Source organism: Paenibacillus sp. MMO-58 (assembly GCF_037146255.1).
Classification (GTDB): domain Bacteria; phylum Bacillota; class Bacilli; order Paenibacillales; family Paenibacillaceae; genus Pristimantibacillus.
Window position 1 is genome coordinate 412,359 of the sequence record NZ_JBBCVY010000005.1, and the last position, 23,856, is coordinate 436,214.

Annotated in this window: 24 protein-coding genes; 16 read left to right on the top strand and 8 right to left on the bottom strand. The window is 50.2% G+C overall.

Features of this window, described 5'->3' with window-relative positions; genetic code table 11:
• Nucleotides 1–49 precede the first annotated feature (49 nt).
• The 7 genes from citZ to WFJ73_RS17950 all read left to right on the top strand — a co-directional run bounded on the left by citZ (nt 50) and on the right by WFJ73_RS17950 (nt 8,358).
• Entirely contained in the window at nt 50–1,162 is a 1,113-nt protein-coding gene (gene citZ / locus WFJ73_RS17920; RefSeq protein WP_336774361.1) for a citrate synthase, read from the top strand.
• A 43-nt stretch (nt 1,163–1,205) separates the two neighbouring features.
• Nucleotides 1,206–2,501 carry an NADP-dependent isocitrate dehydrogenase gene (gene icd / locus WFJ73_RS17925; protein WP_336774362.1) on the top strand — a complete coding sequence of 432 codons (1,296 nt, stop codon included), beginning with the start codon at nt 1,206–1,208 and terminating at the stop codon, nt 2,499–2,501.
• Nucleotides 2,502–2,637: 136 nt separating this feature from the next.
• Nucleotides 2,638–3,579, top strand: coding sequence for a malate dehydrogenase (gene mdh, locus WFJ73_RS17930; RefSeq protein ID WP_201007590.1), 942 nt, complete (start codon nt 2,638–2,640; stop codon nt 3,577–3,579).
• 93 nt (nt 3,580–3,672) lie between these two features.
• Entirely contained in the window at nt 3,673–5,841 is a 2,169-nt protein-coding gene (recQ, locus tag WFJ73_RS17935) for a DNA helicase RecQ (protein ID WP_336774363.1), read from the top strand.
• A gap of 112 nt (nt 5,842–5,953) precedes the next feature.
• Complete coding sequence (locus tag WFJ73_RS17940; protein WP_336774364.1) at nt 5,954–6,379, top strand: hypothetical protein; 426 nt, start codon at nt 5,954–5,956, stop codon at nt 6,377–6,379.
• Between the two features lie 222 nt (nt 6,380–6,601).
• Complete coding sequence (locus WFJ73_RS17945; RefSeq protein ID WP_336774365.1) at nt 6,602–7,558, top strand: sugar kinase; 957 nt, start codon at nt 6,602–6,604, stop codon at nt 7,556–7,558.
• A 2-nt stretch (nt 7,559–7,560) separates the two neighbouring features.
• Nucleotides 7,561–8,358 (top strand): DeoR/GlpR family DNA-binding transcription regulator, encoded by a 798-nt coding sequence (locus WFJ73_RS17950; protein WP_336774366.1) that lies wholly within the window; start codon nt 7,561–7,563, stop codon nt 8,356–8,358.
• A gap of 53 nt (nt 8,359–8,411) precedes the next feature.
• Here WFJ73_RS17950 and nagA read toward each other — a convergent pair whose 3' ends face one another.
• Together nagA and nagB are read right to left on the bottom strand one after the other, a co-directional pair.
• Complete coding sequence (gene nagA / locus WFJ73_RS17955; protein WP_336774367.1) at nt 8,412–9,590, bottom strand: N-acetylglucosamine-6-phosphate deacetylase; 1,179 nt, start codon at nt 9,588–9,590, stop codon at nt 8,412–8,414.
• Complete coding sequence (gene nagB, locus WFJ73_RS17960; RefSeq protein WP_336774368.1) at nt 9,590–10,315, bottom strand: glucosamine-6-phosphate deaminase; 726 nt, start codon at nt 10,313–10,315, stop codon at nt 9,590–9,592. The genes nagA and nagB overlap by 1 nt, the downstream gene beginning before the upstream one ends.
• A gap of 249 nt (nt 10,316–10,564) precedes the next feature.
• Between nagB and fni the strand changes: the two genes are divergently transcribed.
• Together fni and WFJ73_RS17970 are read left to right on the top strand one after the other, a co-directional pair.
• A complete protein-coding gene (gene fni, locus WFJ73_RS17965) occupies nt 10,565–11,635 on the top strand; it encodes a type 2 isopentenyl-diphosphate Delta-isomerase (RefSeq protein WP_336774369.1) in 1,071 nt (356 codons plus the stop codon).
• An 87-nt stretch (nt 11,636–11,722) separates the two neighbouring features.
• Nucleotides 11,723–12,709, top strand: a complete 987-nt coding sequence (locus WFJ73_RS17970) for an MBL fold metallo-hydrolase (protein ID WP_336774370.1) — start codon at nt 11,723–11,725, stop codon at nt 12,707–12,709.
• 42 nt (nt 12,710–12,751) lie between these two features.
• Here the strand turns inward: WFJ73_RS17970 and WFJ73_RS17975 are convergent, their stop codons facing one another.
• The 3 genes from WFJ73_RS17975 to WFJ73_RS17985 all read right to left on the bottom strand — a co-directional run bounded on the left by WFJ73_RS17975 (nt 12,752) and on the right by WFJ73_RS17985 (nt 14,773).
• Nucleotides 12,752–13,471, bottom strand: a complete 720-nt coding sequence (locus WFJ73_RS17975) for a sulfotransferase family 2 domain-containing protein (RefSeq protein ID WP_336774371.1) — start codon at nt 13,469–13,471, stop codon at nt 12,752–12,754.
• On the bottom strand, nt 13,468–14,103 hold the full coding sequence (gene cysC / locus WFJ73_RS17980; protein WP_336774372.1) for an adenylyl-sulfate kinase: 636 nt from the start codon (nt 14,101–14,103) through the stop codon (nt 13,468–13,470). Before cysC ends, WFJ73_RS17975 begins: the two co-directional genes overlap by 4 nt.
• 130 nt (nt 14,104–14,233) lie before the next feature.
• Nucleotides 14,234–14,773 (bottom strand): phosphatidylglycerophosphatase A family protein, encoded by a 540-nt coding sequence (locus WFJ73_RS17985; protein WP_336774373.1) that lies wholly within the window; start codon nt 14,771–14,773, stop codon nt 14,234–14,236.
• Nucleotides 14,774–14,906: 133 nt separating this feature from the next.
• Here WFJ73_RS17985 and WFJ73_RS17990 point away from each other — a divergent pair, with 133 nt between their 5' ends.
• From WFJ73_RS17990 to WFJ73_RS18000, 3 genes are all read left to right on the top strand, one after another.
• The gene (locus WFJ73_RS17990) at nt 14,907–15,971 is read left to right on the top strand and encodes a GerMN domain-containing protein (RefSeq protein ID WP_336774374.1); all 1,065 of its coding nucleotides are present in this window, start codon (nt 14,907–14,909) and stop codon (nt 15,969–15,971) included.
• Between the two features lie 160 nt (nt 15,972–16,131).
• Nucleotides 16,132–16,869 (top strand): ribonuclease PH, encoded by a 738-nt coding sequence (gene rph / locus WFJ73_RS17995; protein WP_336774375.1) that lies wholly within the window; start codon nt 16,132–16,134, stop codon nt 16,867–16,869.
• 4 nt (nt 16,870–16,873) lie between these two features.
• Nucleotides 16,874–17,506 carry an XTP/dITP diphosphatase gene (locus WFJ73_RS18000; RefSeq protein WP_336774376.1) on the top strand — a complete coding sequence of 211 codons (633 nt, stop codon included), beginning with the start codon at nt 16,874–16,876 and terminating at the stop codon, nt 17,504–17,506.
• Nucleotides 17,507–17,724: 218 nt separating this feature from the next.
• On the opposite strand, the gene asnB is transcribed toward WFJ73_RS18000, so the two are convergent.
• Nucleotides 17,725–19,569, bottom strand: coding sequence for an asparagine synthase (glutamine-hydrolyzing) (gene asnB / locus WFJ73_RS18005; RefSeq protein WP_336774377.1), 1,845 nt, complete (start codon nt 19,567–19,569; stop codon nt 17,725–17,727).
• 132 nt (nt 19,570–19,701) lie between these two features.
• Here asnB and WFJ73_RS18010 point away from each other — a divergent pair, with 132 nt between their 5' ends.
• Together WFJ73_RS18010 and WFJ73_RS18015 are read left to right on the top strand one after the other, a co-directional pair.
• Nucleotides 19,702–20,043, top strand: a complete 342-nt coding sequence (locus WFJ73_RS18010) for a hypothetical protein (protein WP_336774378.1) — start codon at nt 19,702–19,704, stop codon at nt 20,041–20,043.
• 165 nt (nt 20,044–20,208) lie between these two features.
• Entirely contained in the window at nt 20,209–20,814 is a 606-nt protein-coding gene (locus WFJ73_RS18015) for an AAA family ATPase (protein ID WP_336774379.1), read from the top strand.
• Nucleotides 20,815–20,869: 55 nt separating this feature from the next.
• Here WFJ73_RS18015 and WFJ73_RS18020 read toward each other — a convergent pair whose 3' ends face one another.
• Nucleotides 20,870–21,544 carry an NAD(P)H-dependent oxidoreductase gene (locus tag WFJ73_RS18020; protein WP_442955963.1) on the bottom strand — a complete coding sequence of 225 codons (675 nt, stop codon included), beginning with the start codon at nt 21,542–21,544 and terminating at the stop codon, nt 20,870–20,872.
• 211 nt (nt 21,545–21,755) lie between these two features.
• Between WFJ73_RS18020 and WFJ73_RS18025 the strand changes: the two genes are divergently transcribed.
• Both WFJ73_RS18025 and WFJ73_RS18030 read left to right on the top strand, forming a co-directional pair.
• The gene (locus tag WFJ73_RS18025) at nt 21,756–22,157 is read left to right on the top strand and encodes a winged helix-turn-helix transcriptional regulator (RefSeq protein ID WP_336774380.1); all 402 of its coding nucleotides are present in this window, start codon (nt 21,756–21,758) and stop codon (nt 22,155–22,157) included.
• Between the two features lie 585 nt (nt 22,158–22,742).
• On the top strand, nt 22,743–23,210 hold the full coding sequence (locus WFJ73_RS18030) for a hypothetical protein (protein WP_336774381.1): 468 nt from the start codon (nt 22,743–22,745) through the stop codon (nt 23,208–23,210).
• A 44-nt stretch (nt 23,211–23,254) separates the two neighbouring features.
• Here the strand turns inward: WFJ73_RS18030 and WFJ73_RS18035 are convergent, their stop codons facing one another.
• A complete protein-coding gene (locus WFJ73_RS18035; protein WP_336774454.1) occupies nt 23,255–23,812 on the bottom strand; it encodes a site-specific integrase in 558 nt (185 codons plus the stop codon).
• Nucleotides 23,813–23,856: the final 44 nt, after the last annotated feature.

Genomic DNA, 23,856 nt, shown 5'->3' on the forward strand with positions numbered 1-23,856 from the left:
GTTTACTATTTTTGGCGAATAACTTTTCAAGTTAGAGGAGAGAGAACGAATGACAGCAACTAAAGGTCTTGAAGGAATTGTGGCCGCTTCTTCGTCGATCAGCTCCATTATTGATGGAGTCTTGACATATCGCGGTATTAATATTGATGATCTTGCAGAAAATGCGACATTTGAAGAGGTTGCCTACCTGCTGTGGTACGGCAAGCTTCCTAATCGTTCCGAGCTCGAAGGCTTGCAGCAAAAGCTGGATCAATACGCGGCTATCCCTGCGCAAGTGATCGAACAAATAAAATTGTATCCGCAAGGCACTAACTCGATGGCAGCGCTTCGCACAGCGGTCTCGAGCCTTGCTCTGTACGACGAATCCGCAAACGACATGTCTCCTGAAGCGAATCAGCTGAAAGCAATCAAGCTGCAAGCTCAGCTTCCGACAGTTGTTGCCGCTTTCGCCCGCATCCGCGAAGGCAAAGAGCCTATTGCTCCTAAAAAAGGCGTATCGATCGCTTATAACTTCCTGTACATGCTTACTGGCGAAGAGCCGGCTGAAGTAGCGATTAAAGCCTTGGATCAAGCATTGGTCCTGCATGCTGACCACGAGCTTAACGCTTCGACATTTGCAGCACGCGTAACCGTTGCGACATTGTCCGATATCTATTCCGGCGTAACTTCCGCAATCGGCGCACTGAAAGGCCCTCTGCATGGCGGCGCTAACGAAGCGGTAATGGTGATGCTCGAAGAAATCGGTTCGATGGAGAACGTTGAAAGCTATATCAACAACGCGCTTGCGAACAAACAAAAAATCATGGGCTTCGGCCACCGCGTCTACAAAGACGGCGACCCGCGCGCGAAGCACCTGCAAAAAATGTCCCGCGAGCTGGGCAAACTGACAGGCAACATGGAGCTGTACGAGATGTCCATTAAGATCGAAGACATGGTTACCGGCCAAAAAGGTCTGAAACCAAATGTTGATTTCTACTCGGCATCGGTTTACACTACATTGGGTATTCCTCGCGACCTGTTCACGCCGATCTTTGCAATCAGCCGCGTTTCGGGATGGAGCGCGCATATCCTTGAGCAATACGAAAACAACCGTCTGATTCGCCCTCGCGCTGATTATGTCGGCCCGGTTAACGCGAAATATATTCCAATCGAGCAGCGCTAATTACAAGGCGCAGCTTACATACCCTTAAGGAGGATTTATTCTAATGGCACAATTCGAGAAATACGCCCTTCCAACAGAAGGCGAGCAAATTACAATTGATAACGGTACTCTCCAAGTACCTAACAACCCAATCATTCCTTTCATCGAAGGCGACGGCACAGGCCGCGACATCTGGCGCGCATCGAAACGCGTGCTTGACGCAGCTGTAGAGAAAGCCTACGGCGGTAGCAAAAAAATCGCTTGGTACGAAGTGTTCGCAGGCGAAAAAGCATTCAACGAGTTCGGCGAATGGCTGCCAGCTGATACGCTGACTGCAATCCGCGAATACATCGTTGCGATCAAAGGTCCTTTGACTACGCCAATCGGCGGCGGTATCCGTTCCCTGAACGTAGCGCTTCGCCAAGAGCTTGACCTGTACACTTGCCTTCGTCCTGTTCGTTACTTCGCTGGCGTGCCATCCCCGGTTAAACGCCCTGAGCTGGTTGACATGGTTATCTTCCGCGAGAACACGGAAGACATCTATGCTGGTATCGAGTACCAAGAAGGCTCCGAGCAAGTGAAGAAAGTTATCGCGTTCCTGCAAAACGAAATGGGCGTTAACAAAATCCGTTTCCCTGAAACTTCCGGTATCGGCATTAAGCCAGTATCCAAAGAAGGCTCCCAACGTCTTGCTCGCGCTGCAATCGAATACGCGATCAAGCATGGCAAGAAAACAGTTACTCTGGTTCACAAAGGCAACATCATGAAATATACAGAAGGCGCGTTCAAGAACTGGGGCTACGAAGTGGCTGAGCAAGAGTTCGCGGACAAAACTTTCACTTGGGGTCAATATGACCGCATCAAAGAAGCTGAAGGCACTGACGCTGCGAACAAAGCACAAGCGGAAGCTGAAGCTGCTGGCAAAATCGTCGTAAAAGACGCGATTGCCGACATCGCTCTGCAACAAGTTCTGACTCGTCCTACTGACTTCGACGTAATCGCTACGCTCAACCTGAACGGCGACTACCTGTCCGACGCTCTGGCTGCACAAGTTGGCGGTATCGGTATCGCTCCGGGCGCTAACATCAACTACCTGACTGGCCATGCGATCTTCGAAGCTACTCATGGTACTGCGCCTAAATATGCGGACAAAGACGTAGTTAACCCAGGTTCCGTTATCCTGTCCGGCGTTATGATGCTTGAGCATCTGGGCTGGCAAGAAGCGGCTGACCTTATCTATAAAGGTATGGAAACTTCGATCAACAACAAAACCGTTACTTATGACTTCGCACGCCTGATGGAAGGCGCTACTGAAGTGAAATGCTCGGCCTTTGCTGACGAAGTAATTAAAAACATGTAGTTTATAAAAAGCGGGGGGCATTTTTGCCCCCTCTTTTTTTGCCATAAAACCAGCCTTTTGCATTTATCTTCTATCTAATTTGGATGACTTTTCGCAATATTGCAGATGTTAATACAAGTATAGGAGGGTTAAATTAATGGCTATTAAACGCAGAAAAATTACAGTTGTAGGCGCAGGTTTTACAGGCGCAACCACGGCTCTGATGGCCGCTCAGAAGGAACTTGGCGATATCGTGCTGGTCGACATTCCGCAACTGGAGAATCCGACAAAAGGCAAAGCGCTTGATATGCTGGAATCAACGCCTGTTCAAGGTCTCGACGCCAACATAACGGGGACATCCAATTACGACGACACGAAGGACTCCGACGTTGTTATTATCACGGCCGGCGTTGCCCGCAAGCCCGGCATGAGCCGCGATGACCTGGTTAACACCAATGCCGGAATCGTCCGTTCGGTATGCGAAAGCGTAAAGGCTACAAGTCCCAATGCTTATGTCATTATTCTCTCTAACCCGGTGGACGCCATGACTTATGTGGCTTACCAGACGCTTGGTTTTCCTAAAAATCGCGTGATTGGCCAATCCGGCGTTCTGGATACCGCGCGTTATTGCACCTTTATCGCGCAGGAGCTGAACGTATCGGTAGAAGATGTGCGCGGCTTTGTGCTTGGCGGACATGGCGACGATATGGTGCCGCTCGTTCGTTACTCCAATGTCGGCGGTATTCCGATCGAGAAGCTGATCCCGGCTGACCGTATCGAAGCGATTGTACAGCGCTCCCGCGTTGGAGGCGGCGAGATTGTTAACCTGCTCGGTAACGGTTCGGCCTACTATGCGCCTGCGGCATCGCTTGTTCAAATGACGGAAGCGATCCTGAAGGATAAGAAACGCATTCTGCCGGTTATTGCCCTGCTAGAAGGCGAGTACGGTTATAACAATTTGTTTATGGGCGTGCCTACGATCATCGGCGGGGACGGTATCGAGAAGGTTATTGAGCTTGAACTGACCGCGGAGGAAAAAGCGGCTCTGGACAAATCGGCCGAATCCGTTCAAAATGTAATTAAAGTAGTGACGGGCTAACCGATTGGCCATACACTTATAAAGTTTCGTTTGGGAGGACCCTGACACTTAGCTGCCAGGGTCCTTATTGTGATTACGGAAGGGGGAATCGACGTGCTTCAGCAGGCACGGAGCGAGCTTAAAAAGGTCTACGGATACGATACGTTTCGTCCAGGCCAAGAGGATATTATCGAAGGGATTTTGGAGGGACGCGATACGCTTGCCATTCTGCCAACAGGCGGAGGAAAGTCGATCTGTTATCAGATTCCGTCGTTGCTTATGCCCGGGACCTCTATCGTTATTTCGCCGCTCATTTCGTTAATGAAGGATCAGGTTGATGCTTTAAACCGGCTTGGCGTGCCAGCTGCGTTTCTGAACAGCTCTCTTGGAGCGGAGGAATACCGGACCATCCTGCGCAATGCGCTTCGAGGCGAGTACAAGATGCTGTATGTGGCTCCGGAGCGGCTCGATGCTCCTATGTTTACGACCTTGTCCGAGCAGCTTCACATCCCGATGATTGCGATCGACGAGGCACACTGCGTGTCGCAGTGGGGACATGATTTCCGTCCAAGCTACCGGCAGCTGGCCGGCTGGATCGGCAAGATGCCTAACCGTCCGCTTGTTTCGGCATTTACGGCAACAGCGACGCAGGAGGTAGCCGCAGACATTACGGCGATGCTTGGTTTGCGTGAGCCGAATGTTTTTGTGACCGGCTTTGCAAGGCCTAATCTGTCTCTCTCGGTCGTAAGCGGAGGGGACAAGAAAAACTTCCTGCAGCAGTTTTTGCGCGAGCGGGAGGATCAATCCGGCATTATCTATACAGCTACAAGGAAAGAAGCGGAGCAGGTGCAGGAGCTGCTGGTTCGAAAAGGGATTGCGGCGGGTAAATATCATGGCGGGCTGTCCGATACGGAGCGTGCGGAGACGCAGGAGCGTTTCCGGTTTGACGAGCTCCGCATTATGGTAGCAACCAACGCTTTCGGAATGGGGATCGACAAGCCCAACGTTCGTTACGTGATTCACTGGCAAATGCCCGGCGATATCGAGTCCTACTATCAGGAGGCGGGACGTGCCGGCCGTGACGGCGAGGAGAGCGAATGCGTGCTGCTGTTCGAACCGCAGGATGTGCAGGTACAGCGTTTCCTGATTGAACAGGGAATGGGCGACGAATACCGGAAATCGGTCCAGCTGTCCAAGCTTCATAACATGATGAACTACAGCAGAACGCAGCGCTGCCTTCAGCAATACATTGTCGATTATTTCGGCGAGAAGGGCGTGGAGCCTTGCGGAAAATGCAGCAACTGTCTTGATAAAAGCGAGCTGGTTGACCGGACAGCCGAAGCCCAGAAGGCCTTATCCTGCGTAGGCCGGATGAAAGGGCGGTTTGGCGTTACGATGGCGGCCAAGGTGCTCAAAGGCTCGCGTGACAAACGTCTGCTTGAATTTGGTCTGGATCGTCTGACAACTTACGGACTTTTCAGCAATTGGCCGGAGAAGGAAATTGCCGATTGGCTCTATTGGCTGGTGGCGGAAGGCTATCTCCGGATGAGCGAAGGGCAGTATCCTACCGTATCGCTCACGGCAAGCGCCCTGCCAATCCTGGAAGGCAAAGAGACCGTGATGCAGCGCCTGCGGACCAGCGTTCGCAGAAGCGCCTTGGGAGGTGGAGGAGCAGCTTCTTCTCCTCTGTTCGATGCCCTCAAGCAGTGGCGTAAGGAAGCGGCGGCAAGAGAGAATGTGCCTCCGTTTATGCTGTTCTTTGATGCGACGCTGAAGGAGCTGGCCGATGTCCGCCCCGTTACGGAAGAGCAGCTGATGCAGACGAAAGGGATTGGCGCGGCCAAAGCAAGCAAATACGGCGAGGAAGTGCTCGCTATTATCCAGGCGCATGCCGGAAGCGAGGAAGGTACCGCTACGGCGAGCATTAGCGCAGCGTCAAGACGGCAGCCAGCAGCAAGTCCTCCCGCATCCTCGGAGGAAACGCCAAGCCATGTTCAGACACTGGAGCGGTTTAATGCCGGTCTGGAGACTGCGGCTATTGCGGAAGAGCGTGGACTCAGCCGGGTAACGATAGAGGGCCATTTGATCCGCTGTGCGGAAGAAGGGCATGAGCTCGAGTGGAGCCGTATCATTCCGGAGCAGTACGAGGACCAGATTGTGCAGGTCATCGGGGAGCTGGGCTGGGACAAGCTGAGGCCTCTTAAAGATACTCTGCCGGAGGAAGTCGACTATTTCGCCATTCATGGAGTAATCGCCAAACACGGCTTTAAGACGAAATCTTGAACATTGCCGAAAATGCTTGGGAAATGCCGTATTCCTTAAGGCTCGGCTTTGTGTTTCAGACAGGCATTTAGTATACTTATTGGTAGATTACGCATATGCAGGAGGGTATTTCATGAATGATGTGTTTTTCTTTTTACACTTGCTAGGGGCAGTCGGGATGGGCTTTTATATCGTCCTTCCGATCATGATTGGCAAAGCGACAAAGCTTGCCGGCCTCGGACAAGGCGGACTGGCTGACGGCCTTGTATCTGCAAACCGGATTGTGCAATATGCGCTTATTATTCAGCTGCTGACGGGTGGCTACATGATGTCCCAGGCGGATTATTCCGTTGCCTGGATGATTATCGTAACGATCCTGTTCCTTGCTATCGCAGCTATCTCCGGCATTATGTCGAAGCCGCTTAAGCGTATCGTATCCTCGATTCAGGACGGACAAAGCGCGACGGGTCATATCGCGAAAGCACGCACGTTTAGCTTGATCGTATTGGTTCTTTACGTGGTTGTCATTTATTTCATGGCTTTCCCTATGTACAAGTAACAATCAACGCTTACGAAGTAAGAATTACCACAGCAGTCAGAGAACGACTACTTGTGTAGTAATTCTTTAAGTCAATGCTTACGAAGTAAGAATTACTACAATAGTCACTTTTATGACTATTTGTGTAGTAATTCTTTAGGTCAATGCTTACGAAGTAAGAATTACTACAGTAGTCACTATAATGGACTACTTGTGTAGTAATTCTTTTTAGGAGGAGAAATCGTGCAACAGTCATCACCAGACGTAGTAACCTTTGGGGAATCGATGGCATTGTTTATGCCGCAAGAGCATAAGGCTTTGGAACGGGCAACAACGCTGGAGCAAGGCTTCGGAGGCGCGGAAAGCAACGTGGCAATCGGACTTGCAAGACTCGGGTGCTCCGTAGGCTGGTTCGGGGCGCTTGGCAACGATCCTTTCGCCCGCATGATTGTGAAAACGCTTCGCGGAGAAGGCGTTGACGTATCGCGCGTAAAATTCAGCGATGAAGCTCCAACCGGCATGATGTTCCGCGAGCAGGTGGCGGGCCGTCTTGCCGTTCATTACTACCGCAAGCATTCCGCGGCTAGCCGGATGACTCCGGAAGAGCTGGATGCGGATTATATCCGCGGAGCCAAGCTGCTGCATATTACGGGCATTACAACAGCTCTTAGCGAAAGCGCGAAGCAAACGGTGCTTCGGGCCGTACAGATTGCGAAAGAGGCCGGCATCAAGATTTGTTTTGACCCGAATCTGCGCCTTAAGCTTTGGTCGATTGAAGAAGCGCGCGAAGTGCTGCTCCCTCTTGCTGAAGAAGCGGATTACTTCCTGCCAGGTTGGGATGAGCTGAAGCTTCTGTACCAGACAGATGATTTTGAAGAAGTGAAGGCAAAGCTGAAACAGCTCAAAGCGGTTACGGTTATTAAAGGACTTGGCGACACGACGGTCGTGCTTGATAACGGCGAAGAAGTAAGCGTTCCGTTCTATCCGGCCGAGAAGGTAGTCGATACCGTTGGAGCAGGGGACGGCTTCTGCGCGGGCTTCCTCGCTGGCGTGATGAAAGGCATGACGCCGGTGGAAGCGGTTGGTCTGGCCAGCATCAACGGATCGCTTGTCGTGCAAATGCGCGGTGACTGGGAAGCTCTTCCGGAGTGGAGCGCCGTTGAGCAGCGCATGTCCTCCAAAGCTTGGGTGGAGCGATAATAATGGTAGATTCGAACGTTTCTGGATCCAAGGGTCAGCGCCGCCGCGAAGCGATATTGCAGCTGCTCAAGCAGCAAGGACGCATTACGATTCAAGAGCTGGTGGAACGCTTTGATTGCTCGGAGGCGACGGCTAGACGCGATCTGGAGCAAATGGAAGCGACTTATCCGATCATTCGAACCATCGGCGGTGCGATGTATGACGGCATGAATACGGTCCGCGACACGGCGTTTGCGGAGAGGGAAGGGCTGTCGTATCTGGAGAAGGAGCGTATCGCTGCCAAAGCGGCCTCGCTTATCGAAGAGGGCGATGTGATTGGCTTGTCGGGCGGAACAACGAATTATCTGATTGCAAAGCTGCTTAAGCTGAGAAGCGGGATAACCGTTGTTACGAACGCCGTCAATATCGCGATGGAGCTTGCGGGCAGCAGCGTTCAGGTTGTCGTAACCGGCGGCATTATGCGGCATAACAGCTTTGAGCTATGCGGGCCGCTTGGCGAAGGAATGGTCGCGCATCTGAATATCGGAAAAATGTTCATCGGAGTGGACGGCATATCCGCTGCCGGCGGGATTACGACCTATTCCGAACAGGAAGCTCAGATTGCAAAGGCGCTTATCAAGCGTTCCCATACCACGTATGCGGTGTTTGACCAGACAAAGGTTGGCAAGACCTCGTTGTTCTCGATCGCTGCGCTGCCTGAGCTGCAGGCTTTTATTACCGATGTGCCGTTAACGGGAGATCTGGCGGACAAGGCCGGGCAACATCAGATCGTTGTCCATGTGGCAGCAGAGCAGGAATAGAAAGAGCGGTTGAAGGAGAAATCATACTCCTTCAACCGCTCTTTGTTTTTTGCTTACTCGGCCGAATAGACCTGTCTGCCGTTTACCCATGTCGATCGTACTTTGCCGAAATCGGGTTCGGCAAGCACCAGGTCTGCCTGTTTACCAACCGCGATGGAGCCGGTTCGCTCGAACAAGCCAAGCTGTCTTGCCGGGTTGGCGCTGGCATAACGGCTGATCTCATTAACGGTTAACCCGGAATTTTCCAGCATATAGCGGAAAGCGTTAATCATCGTCAAGCTGCTGCCGGCCAGATTGCCTTCCTGCAGTCTTGCTACGCCATCCTGAACGATAACGGGCAATCCTCCAAGGTCATACAAGCCATCCGGTCTTCCGGCTGCGGAGATCGCATCGGTAATAAGAATAAGCTTATCCTCCGGCTTGGAGGAAGCAAGCAGCTTGATCGCTCCCGGATGCACGTGATGACCGTCAGCGATAAGCTCCGCGTAAATCCGGTCGTCGGTCAGCACAGCGCCTACGGTACCCGGCTCGCGATGATGAAGCGGGCGCATGGCGTTATAAGTATGAACGGCATGCGTAAGTCCGGCTTTTGCCGCTAGCGTCATCACTTCAAAGGTTGCATCGGTATGACCGCAAGCGACAACGACGTTATGGTCGGACAGCCATTTGATCGCTTCGATGGCGCCTTCATTCTCGGGGGCAAGCGTCAGCAGCTTGAGAATGCCCGGATAACGCGCCGTCCAATCCTCCAGCCAGTCTATTCGCGGCGGCGACAGGAATGCCGGGTTCTGGGCTCCAATCCACTTGAGGCTGATAAAAGGCCCTTCCAGATGGACGCCAAGCAGCGGGGCGTACGGCATATCTTTTTTCATATACGCGCTGGTTGCCCGGAATACCTCTTCAATGGCTTCTTGGGAGGCCGTTACCGTTGTAGCCAACATCCCGGTCGTTCCTTGGGAAGCATGGAACTTCGTGATCGTGTCATAGCTTTCTTCATTGGCATCCATGAAATCTCCGCCAAATCCGCCGTGTACGTGGACATCGATGAAGCCCGGCAGCAGCCAAGCGCCTTGTCCGTCCAGGACATGCTCAAAGCCCGTTGTCTCTTCCTTGCCTTCATTAACGCTAGCGATAATACCATCCTTGATGCTTACGCTGCCTTCTGTCACCCGATCTTCCAGAACGATCTTTACGTTATGAATGAGCAGCGAATTGCCGCCTTGTTGTGTCATTATCCCAACATCCTTCCCGCCTCGCGGTCAAGAAGCACGGTTACGCGAGGATGCGTCTGGAGCAAGGATGCCGGTACCTCCGTCGTAATGGGGCCGGTCAACGCTTGTTTGACGATATCCGCTTTATCCGCGCCGCGTACCACGAGAACAATCGAATTTGCTTTCAGAATGGAGCCAACGCCCATCGTAATCGCGTACTCCGGCACTTCGTCCATGCTTGCGAAAAATCTCGCATTCGCTTCCCGCGTCTCATCCTTCAGCTTCACGACGTGAGTTTCGCCCGATAAAGCATGATCCGGCTCGTTAAAGCCGATATGGCCGTTATGACCGATCCCCAGAAGCTGGACATCAATCTGCCGTTCCAGCAGCATGCTGTCATACTGCGCGCATTCGGCATCAAGATCCTCCGCCATGCCGTTTGGAAGGAAAGTCTGCGTATCCGGTATATCGATATGAGCGAATAAATGCTTGTTCATATAATAAGCGTAGCTTTGATCATTGTAAGGCTTCAACCCGACATATTCGTCTAGGTTAAACGTCGTAACATCGGCGAAGGATACATCGCCTTTGCGGTATTTCTCTACCATTTTGGCATAAATGCCTACGGGTGTCGATCCTGTTGCAAGTCCTAGTACCGCGTTTGGCTTCGATTTAACGATATCGATAAATAGCTCGGCCGCAAAGGCGTCCAGCTCTAATTGCGTGTCAAAAATTCGTACGTTCATGGAAGATGCCCCCTCTAACTCATTTGACTCTATTCTAAATTATATTATTCATTTTAACAACAAAATTGATTGTAAAATTCATTTTTATGATTGCAAACGCCAAAAACATAATCAGACCTTGTCCTATCCTTGCTCCGCTCCTGATCGCTGGGTTATGATGAACAAAAGTATTCTCGCAAAGCTTAAAGCTTATGCTTAGCATTTATGCATAAGCGGAGGTTGGCTATACAAATAGGAGGATTGCCCTATATGACAGTAGAGCAAATATCGGGGGCAAGCGCTTCCACATCGAAACGCAAAAGCGAGCATATCCGCATCTGCCTGCAGGAGAACGTAGCGGGTGAAGGGATTCAAACGGGATTTGACCAATTTCGTTTCCGTCATAATGCCCTTCCCGAGATTGCGTTTGACGATATCAGGCTGGATACGGAATGGCTGGGGCGCCGTATGCGTACGCCGCTGCTGGTCAGTTCGATGACTGGAGGCACAAACGAAGCAGGTGCGATTAACCGGCGTCTGGCTGAAGCAGCGGAAACAAGAGGCTGGGCGATTGGCTTGGGATCGATGAGGGCCGCAATTGAACAAGAGGAATTGGCGGCTTCCTTTTATATAAGAGATATCGCGCCTTCCGTTCCTGTGATCGCAAATCTGGGCGCCGTTCAGCTTAATTACGGATATGGGGTCGATGCCTGCCGCAGGGCGGTGGAAATTGCGGAAGCCGATGCGCTTGTCCTTCATCTGAACAGCATGCAGGAAGTGTTTCAGCCGGAGGGGGATACGAACTTTAGCACGTTGCTGCCCCGCATTGAGGAGGTATGCCGAGCATTGTCCGTGCCTGTGGGAATTAAGGAAGTAGGCTGGGGAATTGACGCCGATACGGCTGCAGCCCTTGCTTCGGCAGGCGCTGCCTTTATAGATGTAGCTGGAGCGGGCGGCACGTCCTGGAGCCAGGTAGAAAAATACCGCCAGAATGACCCGATGCGAAGGCTTGCGGCCGAAGCTTTCGCAGGTTGGGGAATTCCGACTGCCGAGAGCATCAGGGAAGTGAAAAGCCGGCTGCCGAATACGACGGTAATTGCAAGCGGCGGTCTTCAGCATGGCGTAGACGCGGCGAAGTCGATGGCGCTTGGAGCCGATATTGCCGGCTTTGGACGGGCGCTTCTTCCCCGTGCGGCAAACGGGGAGACCCGGGTTTCCGTGGAGCAGCTGATTGAACAATTCGAACGTATTGAATTTGAATTGCGTGCGGCCATGTTCGGAATCGGCGCCGCGGCGATTTCCGAGCTTCATCATACAACCCGGCTTATTCCAGCCAGATAAACAAGTAAGCATGGGGAGTTAAGCGAATACTAGACTGTCGGCAGGGTTTACGATGGTTGAATGGCGTATAGGGAGGGCACAGCATCCATGACGGTGGAGACAAAGGTATGGGACGGCGGATGGATTCAAGCGAAAATTCCGCTTCCTTTTTCATTAAAATGGGTTAACAGCTATTTGATTCCCGAGGACGGCGGGGCATATACCGTTATTGATCCCGGTCTGCATACGGATGACGCGCTTGCGGCCTGGGAGGAGGTATTCCTTAACCATGGTTTAACCATGGAGCAAATCAAACGCATTGTGCTTACGCACCAGCATCCGGACCATTACGGTCTTGCCGGGTATTTCCAAAAGCGGACGGGCGCGCCTGTATATATCTCGGAGCGTTCCCACGGTTATACGCGTCGTTTGTGGGGAGAGAGCAGTACTTACGCGGACGAGCTCCGCGCGCATTTCGCCATCCACGGGATGCCGGATGAGCTGACGCTCGACATTAAGAACAATTTGGAAGGCTTTGTCCGGCAAGTATCGCCGCAGCCCGAAGTGACCTACCTGAAAGCCGGCGGAACGATACGGCTTGGCGGAACGGAGTGGCAGATGATTGATGCTCCGGGGCATGCTTTCGGGCAGCTGTGCTTCTACGAGCCCAATAAGGAAATCATGATATGCGGAGATCAGGTATTGCCCCATATCACGCCGAATATTGCTTTTAATCCGGGTGAGGAAGAGGATCCGCTTGGCTGTTTCCTAAACAGTCTGGACGAGTTGTTAGGCTACAAGGTGAAGCTGGCTTTCCCCGGCCATCGGGAGCCGTTTGACGATTTTATCAACCGGATCTTTGAAATAAAAGAGCATCATAAACGTCGGCTGAGTAAAATGTGGGATATGCTTAGGGAGCCAAGCAGTGCTTTTGAAGTATGCGAGCATCAATTTGGCGGTCATTTGAGGACGAATCCCCATAATTTGCGCTTTGCCATGTCGGAGACGATTGCCCATCTCCATTATTTGGAGAAGCGGGGGAAAGTGATTCGGACAGGTACGCCGGATACGGTCATGTTCCGGACTGCCGAATAAAGGAATAGGGGAAGGCTTCACGGTTGTGAGGCCTTTTTTATTTTAACTTCTGGCCGCTCTTAAATAGGCTTTGAGCTGATTCGTTTGTTCGGATGACAAGTCCAATACGCTTTCGTTAAATCGGTTGCAGGCATGCTCATACAGCTTCCGGTCAATCTCGTTTTTTAGAATGACGTTTTTGATGGCATCGCTGGATAAGGTGCTGTATGCCGGGCGGTTAGGCGTGACATTGACTTTAGGATAATACTGCGGTTTCCAGTTCATGATCTGCGCAAGCAGAAATAACGAAATGTCATATTGCTCCGTAAGGCCGACAAAAGCGAAATGTTTGTCTAAGTGAGCGCGGGCTTTTTTGAAATTCGGATACGGGTTATTGAGCTCGCCTGATATCATTCTAGCTTGAAGATTACAGTACTCCGCATCGTAGTAAGGGTTAAGAACGTACTCCTCGAAGGTAAGCTCTTCATCATAAGAGATTTCGTATGCAGGATTTTTGTATTTGAAGTAAAAATGGGAGAGGGTCCGTTCAAGAGGATGTCGGAGCATGGTAATATACCGGTAAGGCCGCTTCGTGAAATGATGAATGCCGTAAATGAAATGTCCGCATAAGGCATCCGCGTCGATAAGCTGTTCGCTTAATTGCAAACCGTCTTTCAGCGTATGGAAATGAACGGTGTTCGGACAATTATCGGTGATCGCCTGGGTAAAAGAGGAACCGGCCGTTTTTGGAATATGCAAATAAAGCAGCTGCTTGTTTGTCATGATTCCATCTCCTTTTCCAGGCTTGCACGATCAAGCTGCCGGCTCCGAATGTAGGACATCACTTCGATAACCGAGTCGGAAACGGTGAGTTCATCCGTCCTAAGTACAAGCTCTGCCTGAAGCGGCGGCTCATAAGGCGCTGAAATGCCTGTAAAATGCTTGATTTCCCCTGATCGTACTTTTTTGTACAATCCTTTTGGATCTCTTCGCTCACATTCCTCAACCGTGCATTGCACGTACACCTCTACAAAATCGCCCGGTTTACATACTGCCCGTACGTTGTCCCGGTCTTGTCTGTAGGGGGAGATCGCGGCCACAATCGTTATCATGCCTGCATCGGCAAGCAGCTTCGCTAATTCGCCAATCCTGCGGATATTCTCCGACCGATCCTCCGGGTCAAAACCCAGGTCCCGGTTTATTCCGTGCCGCAGATTGTCGCCGTCCAGAATATAAGAGCGGCACTGTTGTCTATACAGTTCTTTTTCTATAGCCGCGGCTAAGGTGGATTTGCCGGAACCGGACAAGCCGGTCAGCCAAAGGATACAGCTCCGGTGACCATTCGAGCGCTCTCTGTCTTCCCGGGTTATATAGGAGCTATGCCATGCGATATGTTTCTCGTTCTCCTCTTTCATCCTGCCTGTTCACTCCTCTCGCATTTTGCTTTTACTACTAAACTATTCCAAATTATAGAAAAGGTTCAGAGAGGAGCCGCGTCATAGAAAAAGCTGTCCCGCAAATGCAGGACAGCTTTTTCGCCAGTTTCTATTCCTTTAATCTTTCCGCTTCTTCTTCGCGTCCGGCTTGCTTGCGGTGAGCCAGACGGCTTGCGGCTGCAGCGGCAATTGCTCCAACGATATCATCCAGGAAAGTATGGATTTGACCGTCGTTCTTGTCATTCAGCTTTTTCAGAATACCCGGCTTCAGCTTGTCGATATAGCCAAAGTTAGTAAACCCGATGCTGCCGTATACGTTAACGATGGAAAGAGCCAATATTTCATCGCATCCGTACAGGCCTTCGTCATTTCGAACCATCTCTTGCAGCGGAGCCATCAGCTTGCCTTCTTCTGCCAGAAGATCGAGCTGGATGCCGGTTAATACGGCATTCTGCACTTCTCTTTTGGACAGAACGGCTTCCACGTTAGTGATGCACTCGTCCAACGTCAGTTCGGGATAATAATCCTTCTGAAGAAAATGCACGAGCTGTGCAATAGATGTTTTGGATACCCCGCGTTTGTCGAGCCATTGGTTGGTGGCTTCCGCGACTTCGCGGCTGTTTAAGCTGTAAGTGACTTGTTTGAACAATTTCGTTAACCCCCTCAGATTTTGTGGACAAAACTGGTCTAAAAAAGGGAAGGGCTCGTATACATAGTACTACAAATCAACAAATGTACAAAGTCGCCGAGCAGGCAATAACTTAATTTGGGAGGAAAGTTCAATGACTCAAACAAGATGGATTCGCCGTGCAGCAATTTGCGGTGTGCTGGTTTTTCCCATTCTTGCAACAGGATGCGGCTTGATTTCGCAGGATACAAAAGGGGAAATCGACCCGCCGCAGCAAACCGCATCAACAGGTAACGTAGACGGCACAAATACGGGACAGGCTGTTATGCCTGGACAAGATGACGACTCCAACCTGACCGTGTATCTGGAAGACCGCAACGGTTACCTCGCGCCGGTGTCGCTGAAAGCATCGCTTACACAGAATGCGGTAGAGGAAGCCGGCAAGAAGGCTCTCGAAATTATGGTGGACGGCGGAAGCTTCGCAAGCCAGCTGCCGGAAGATTTCCGTGCGGTACTGCCAAAAGGCACGGAAGTGAAGTCGCTTCACATCGATCAAAAAACGCAGGTCGCTACGGTTGATTTTGGCGGAACGTTTACGGATTATCCTGCAACGGACGAGCGTACAATCGTTGAAGCCATTACTTGGACATTGACGGCAATGGGAGCAAAGGGCGTTGAAGTGATGTACGACGGCGCCAAGCTGCCGGAAATGCCGCAGGGCGGCTTCCCGCTTGACGAGCCGCTTACGCGTTCCGTGGGGATCAACCTTGAGGCTGCTGACGGAGTCAACTATTTGAACTCCACGCCGGTAACTCTTTACTTCTCGTCGCAAACCGCCAATGACGAACAGTATTATGTCCCAGTTACGCGTTTGATTAACCGTTCCGATGAGTCCTCTGCGCAAGCGGCAATGGAACAGCTTATTACCGGTCCGCTGAACGCTAAGAATCTGACGGCCGTTCTTACTAACGATGTTGAAGTGAACAGCATCAAACAGAAGGATGATACGGTAACGGTAGATCTGAAGGATCAGGCGTTTGAGACGGGTCTCCCTGCTCCGGCCGAGATGCTCGAAGCCATCGTCTTGTCGATTACGGAGAACACCGGTGCCGCCCAAGTCCAAATTACGCTGAACGGCCAGACGGTAACCGACGAAAATAATGTGGATTACAGCAAGCCGGTATCCCGTCCGCATCATGTCAATGCGATAAAAAGCTAAGAAAGCATCGAGTTTAAAAGCAGTCCCGTACTGGTCGCTCAGACCGGTCGGGACTGTTTTTTGTCGGAAAAGATGCTTTTCGCAGACTGCTTTGGTAAAATAGGATAGATTGCATGGCTAGTACATAAGCAAAAGCGAATGATTCAGGAGGAACAAAAGAATGCGGACAGACGGTCGGCAACCGAACCAGCTTCGGCCCGTTACGATAACGACAGGTGTTAACAAATACGCGGAAGGCTCCGTTCTGATTGAGGTTGGCGAGACAAAGGTCATTTGTACCGCCAGCGTTGAAGAACGGGTTCCGCCTTTCATGAAGGGACAAGGCAAGGGCTGGATTACGGCCGAATATTCGATGCTGCCGCGCGCTACCCATTCCCGTAATCATCGGGAGTCGGCAAAAGGCAAGCTGTCGGGCCGTACGATGGAAATTCAGCGTCTGATCGGACGCGCGCTGCGCTCTGTCGTGGATCTGCAGGCGCTGGGCGAACGGACGATTACCCTTGACTGCGATGTTATTCAGGCGGACGGAGGTACGCGCACAACGTCGATTACGGGCGCTTTCGTAGCGCTGTGTCTCGCCGTTAACAAGCTGTCGAAAACAACGCAGTTTGCCAAATACCCGATTACGGCTTTTCTCGCCTCGGTTAGCGTTGGCGTTATCCAGGAGCGCGAGCTGCTGGATCTGAACTACGACGAGGATTCCAAAGCGAAGGTCGACATGAATGTGGTCATGACAGGAGAAGGCAAATTCGTCGAGCTGCAGGGCACGGGGGAAGACTCGCCTTTCTCGCGCGAAGAGCTGAACAAGCTGCTCGAGCTGGCAGAAGGCGGGATCGAGGAATTGATCGAGAGGCAGCGTGCGGTACTGGGAGAGATCGCGGACCGGATCGGAGGGTAACGAAGTGGCACAGCCTATATTGATCGCGACGAAAAACGAGGGCAAGGTGAGAGAATTCGCCCATGCTTTCGCGAAGCTTGGACGAACGGTTGTCAGCCTGAACGAATATCCGGATTTTCCGGATATCGTGGAAGACGGCGATACGTTCTCCGCCAATGCCCGGATTAAAGCGAAAGCGGCAGGAGACGCATTTAACGTACCCGTGCTCGCCGACGATTCCGGCTTGCGTGTAACGGCGCTTGGCGGAGCACCGGGAGTCTATTCGGCTCGATATTCAGGTGAAGGCGCTACGGATGCTTCAAATAACGCCAAGCTGCTGGAAGAGCTGAGGCGCCTGAATGCGCCGGATGCAGCCGAACCTCTTGCGGACGGCACTCGGCTGTTAAGCCCCGCGCAATTCGTCTGCGTACTTGCTTTATACGATCCGGCAACCAGAGAGTTTGTCGAGACGGAAGGCACGGTTGACGGCTATATTGCCGAGAAGCCTCGCGGTGAAGGCGGATTCGGCTACGATCCGTTATTCTGGCTTCCGAAGCTCAACCGCTCGATGGCGGAGCTGTCCAAGGAAGAGAAGCAGGCGATCAGTCATCGCGGCAATGCTCTCGCAAAGCTGATTGAAAAGCTTTCCAATAAGTAACCATGCAAAAAACGTCACCGGATTAAACCGGTGACGTTTTTTTTATTCCCCAAAAGGTTTGGTGAGCGGAGCGATCGAATGATTCTGGAGAAACGAAGTGTTCGCTTTTGTGAGGGGATTCCTACCTCTATTCCATTTAATCAGAGGAATCCACGAGCAATGGCGATCGGAAGAACATTCGAATGCGCAGCGATTATCACTTCACGATCACTTCACACTCACTTCACGCTAACTCCATACTCCTTCAACCAAGTATTCACCTGATACAAATAAGCAAACAGCTGCGGTCCGGACATCAGCTGACCAAACCACGGTATATTCGATTTTGCCGAATCCGACTCAGCGAGCTCTCTGATCTTGCTCACATTAATGAGAGGGAGCAGCGGAGAGGAAGGATCGTTTAATATATCGAGCACCAGGCCTTTAACGGCCGCCAGATAATTCGGATTATGCGTTTTTGGATACGGGCTTTTCTTGCGCGTCAGCACGTCTTCGGGCAGCACGCCGCGTAACGCCCGGCGAAGGATACCCTTCTCGCGGTCGCCGGCTGTTTTGATCTCCCAAGGGATATTCCAGACATACTGCACGAGCCGGTGATCGCAGAACGGTACCCGCACCTCCAGTCCGGCAGCCATGCTCATTCGGTCCTTGCGATCGAGCAGAGTAGGCATGAAACGGGTAATGTTCAGGTACGACATTTTGCGCATTTTGCGTACCGTCTCGGACTCTCCGTCCAGATGAGGCACCTCGGCAATCGCCTGCGCATAACGGTCGTTAATATAATCAATCGGCTTGATCCATGAAGCAACATCCGGCGCAAGAAGATCAGCCCGCATCGAAGAAGCAAGGGACCAAGGGAACGTATTGGCGCTTAGCGCTTCCTCGCGGTGGAACCACGGATAACCGCCGAAGATTTCGTCCGCCGCTTCACCGGAAATGGCAACGGTAGCGCCTTTTTTAATCTCGCGGCAGAACAGCAGGAGGGAAGCGTCGACGTCCGCCATGCCCGGCAAATCGCGTGCCAGCGTCGCATCGCGCAGCGCGCCAACCAGCTCCGGCGTATCGAACTGGATCGGATGATGAATCGTATCCAGATGGGAAACCATTCGTTCAATCCATGGAGCGTCGCTGTTCGGCTGGAAGGCATGCGCCTTGAAATGCTTGTCGTTATCCCGGTAATCCACGGAATACGTGTTTACATTGCCTTGGCCGGTCTGCTCGTAATAACTTACGGCTAACGCCGTCAATGCGCTGGAGTCGAGACCGCCGGAGAGCAGTGTCCCAACCGGCACGTCCGATACAAGCTGGCGTTCGGTTGTATCCTTCAGGAGCTCGCGGACATGCTCGGCGGTTGCTTCCACATCCTCTTCGTGGGGGATGGTCTCAAGGCTCCAATATTTTGTCTTGCGGACGCCTGAACGGGTAACCGTCATGCATTGCCCCGGCAGCAGCTCCGTAATATCTTTGTATACGCCTTGGCCCGGCGTGCGGGCAGGACCGATGATGAAGATTTCCGCCAACCCCTCAGCTCCTACCTCCGCTTTGACAGCCGGATGGGCCAGAATGGCTTTTGGCTCGGAACCAAAAATAAAAAGTCCATCCGCAAAGCTGATGAACAACGGTTTGACGCCTAGTCTGTCGCGGGCCAGGAACATCTCCTGTTCGGTAACATCCCAAATCGCAAAGGCAAAAATGCCGTTGAACCGTTCGACGCAGGCCTTGCCCCATTCCATATAAGCCACCAGAAGAACTTCGGTATCGCAGTGGGTCGTAAAGGTTCTACCGCGGTCCTCCAGTTCTTTCCTCAGCTCAAGCGCGTTGTAAAGCTCGCCGTTATAGACAACGACATATGTGTCATCGCCCGAGCGCCGAATCATCGGCTGAGCGCCATTCTCGGGATCTATAACGCTAAGCCTGCGGTGGCCAAGCGCGCAGTGGGATGAAATCCATGTACCCGATGCATCAGGACCGCGCAGCGCTAATGTCTCGGTCATCTTGATCAGGCTGATGCTGTCCTGGGTTAAATCCCGGGTCCAATCGATCCAGCCGGTTATTCCACACATAATCTCATTCCTCTCTTCTGCTGGACTCCTGTAGAGATAATATCCGTTATATGCGGAAAAAAGGGATAAAATGTCTGTCCGCCGGGGGATGCTAAAAGAGCATGTTTGTGAAAAGGAGCTGAGTATTCACCTATGTCAGGCGATGAGCGTAAAAAATATTATGTCTCGGTCCAGGCCGGGCAAATTTTGCGGGATCAGGGAGCGGCCTCCTACGAGCTGGAGATTTTGGCAAACGATGAGGAATTTAATCAGCTGCAGGTGATGTTCGAGGATTTATCCAGCATGGATGAGGCGATAACCGGGCATTACAATTACGCGGTAGGAACGCTGCAGGACCTTCCAAGCGATAAACGGATGAATGCGGGTTACGATGCCATTCTCCGCGATATTTATCTGTTTATACATGAGCATGGAACCGAGACCACCAGGAAGCATGTAGAAGCGATGGGAATTTTGGATCCGGGCCGTCTATAAAATAGACCAACAAGGGATAATGACGCTCTCAGGAGAACATTATCCTTTTTTTTGTAAGTGCAATGTCCGTAATTGACGGATTTTGTTACCTTTGTGATACCTTTATTGGGCAAGGGGTGGTACAATAGGAGGATAAAACTAGTTTTAAAGTGGAGGCATCAAGCATTGCAAAAGTTAGTGTTTTTCGTAGGAGTAGCAGGTACAGGCAAGACAACCGTAGCCAGAAAAATTTCGGAACGCATTCCGGCTGCTTTTCTGGACCGCGATACGGTAGGGGGACGTTTCGTTGAGGCGATGCTGGAACGTAACGGGCTCGACAAGAACGACCGCGATTCGGATTTCTACAAACAAAACCTTCGCGATTTGGAATACGATACGACCAAGGATATTTGCATCGAGAATCTGGCTGCCGGCCAAAACGTATTTATGATCTCTCCTTTTACGGCGGAGCTTAAAAATAATGCTTGGATTGAAGAAGTCATCTCGGGCGCGGGTCTGACAAGAGAGCAAGTGGACGTAAAAGTAATCGTGGTCACGCTGGAGAACATCGAGCTTCAGAAGAATCGCATTATCGGGCGTCAGACCGAACGCGATCAATGGAAGCTGGATAACTGGTCGCAATTCGAGAAACGCGTAGCCTTCGTACCGGATATTCATTGGGAAATTCCGCAATCGTCCATCCTTGTTTACGACAACAGCTGCGAAATGACGGACGAGCATGTAGAGAAGCTTTATCAATTTGTTGCGAACAAATCCGCAGCTATCGTATAAATCAACCAGAGACCCGCAGGCGCCTTGCAGAATAAGGCGCCTGCGGGTCTCTTGCTTAATGTACCCACTCGACAACTTCGTCTATTGGACGCCGGGCTTGCGGATGTTTTGGCTCAGACGCGCGATATCCGAAGGTTACCATGACCGACAGATCGTATACTTCCTCATCCAGGATGCCAGCATCCTTCAAAATAGCCGTAACCTTATCTTTGTTGTATCCTTCCATCGGGCATGAATCGATGCCGATTTGCGCAGCGGCCGTCATCATGTTGGCGAGCGGAATATACGTTTGCTTGGATGCCCAGTCAATTAGCGTTCTTTCGTTATCAAGGATGTGAAGATCATTCTCTTGGAAGTTCTTGTACGCCGAGGGAATAGCCTTGAATGCCTCATCCGATAAGCCCTTGATATTCTTGTAGATGTACTCGACGTATTTGGAATCGTATCTTACATCCTTGCGGGCAAGAAGAATGACAAAGTGGCTTGCGGTAGGGAGCTGTCCTTGTCCGCCAAATGAAACTTCGCGGATCTTCATCCGGAGCTCTTCGTTCTGAACGACGAGGAATTTCCATCCCTCAAACCCGACGGAGCTCGGAGATAGTCTTCCCGTTTCCAAAATAAACCGAAAATCCTCGTCGGAGATTTTCCGGTCGGGATCAAATTGCTTGGTGGCATGCCGGAATGCGTATGCATCCAAAATTTCTTTCTTTTTTTGTACGTTATTCATTATTTTTACGTTATTCATTATTAGTGCCTTCCTTCCATGTATCCGGTTATTGATCAACGCGTTGATAAATTAGATCTTACATTCCCGTATGCATGGCAACAAGTACGCACATTTTTGTAGGATAATATCAATATTGTGTGATAGTATTAAAAAAGATACTAAAGGACTGGCAAGGAAAACAGCTTACAAGTTTCAAAGCAAAGGGGTTTTAATCATGGATAATAAAACGGATATCATTAATTTCGGATGCCCGGTTACCGTTACGGTAGACGTCATCGGCGGCAAGTGGAAAGGCGTTATTCTGTACCATTTGACGGAAGGACCTAAACGCTTTAACGAGCTGCGCAGACTGTTTCCCCGGATCACGCAGCGTATGCTTACGCTGCAATTGAGGGAATTGGAAAGCGACGGCGTCATCCACAGGGAAATTTATAAGGAGATTCCGCCAAGGGTGGAGTACTCGCTAACCGAGTTTGGCGAATCGTTAAGGCCGCTTATCGTACTGATGAGGGACTGGGGCGTGACCCATGAGAAAACCGTTCTGACCAATCGTGAAACCAACAACGTAATGGCAAGGAATAGCTCTTCAATTAGCAGCTGTGGAGTAGAAGCGTAACGGAAGATATAGCTTGACGGGGATTTCCTATTGGGCTGTGTCCGAAAATAACGCAAAAAACCCGCAATCCCTTGATGAACAAGGTGTTGCGGGTTATGAATAGGCATAAAAATGGCGTCCCAGGAGGACGTAGATAAGCCTAACTTATCCTTTAAATTGCAAGGTTTTTTCGAATTAATGTGTAAAAAGTGTGTAAAACGACAAAAATAAACTAACCCTTTGAATTAATTCTAGATACGAAAAAAATATACTTTCTCAATAACTGAAGTTAAAGACAGCATGTTTACAAACGGTTAACAATAGATAAATAGTCATTAATTCTAATGGTCCAATAGTAATGATTCCCTAAATGGTGAAACAATGATAATTGTTTAAGCGTCTCTTAAGGTAATTCAAAAAGAAAATCCGGATATAAGCATTCAACTTTTAAGATAGGAATAAAAAATTTACTCATTATCCTCTTTTATAGCGTAACGCTGGGGGGAAGTTGCTTTTTAAATTTTCAATTTATTATTAGTAAAATTAAAATTAAGAACAGGGTCTAATCCTGTTCTTAATTTTATTTAAACAAAGGAAGTGGTTTTAGTGAGAACAATATTTAGTTTATTAATGGTTGCTATTCTTTCCGCAATGTGTATAGGTTGTTCAAATCCAAATCAGAAAATAAAAATGGATAGTCCAGCATATATCTATGGCGATAATTTTAATAAAGAAACAGAGATTATCCTAGAAGGGACTTACAATAAAAAGAACTATAATTTTAGTGGTTCATTAACAATAGGTGACATCAAGTTTGATAATGTACGATTTGTGAGTTCATTCGGAATAAAATACTATGTGGGTAGTAAAGCAATGTATATAGGTCAGGTTTTCTTTGATCCTAAAGATGAAAGAATAACTTTTGAAGTAGATGATCCTGATCTATATAAACAACTTACATCTAAGAATTATGACGGGGCGTCTAAACTTGTTATAAGTTCGCCTGCTAAGAATTTGGAAGAAGCAGAACAGGTTACGAGTGAACTTAAAGAACTAGAAATGCCATTCAAGTAAGAATGAAAATAAGGCAGCTGAGCATAATCGGCTGCCTTGTTTTATTAATTTGCCATTCTCTCGAACAATGATGTTGTTGTGTTTTCATCTTTTTCCCGCAGTTCTTTAACAATATGTGCATAGTGAGACAGCGTTGTTTCAATATCGCCATGTCCCAAACGCTCACTCACATAGTAGATGGAAATACCTTTATATAACATCACACTGGCATGCGTATGCCTTAGTCCGTGCACGCTGATTGGCTCGATTCCGAGTTCAATTAACAAATTCTCAAGTTCCTTGTTAGCAGCATTATTGCTAATAACCTTATATTTAGATTGTGGGCTAAAGAATACAAGTCCATGAATATTGTTTCGTGTTTGATCAAACCACGTATTAAAGACTTCCATAGTATGGCTGTCCACTTTAATGGCACGAACAGATTGTTCGTTCTTTGTTGCCCCAAAACCCTCGTGCATTGTATTTGTATATCCCCAAGTCTTATTAATCCTGATCTCATTACGTTTGAAATCAAAATCATCCCTTGTCAAACCAACCAATTCAGCAAATCGCATGCCGGTTGTTAGGGCTAGCAACAAGAGATACCTAGTACTTAGTATTATTTACTTCACTGTTGTGATAATGGGAGTCGTAATTTAGAGTGATT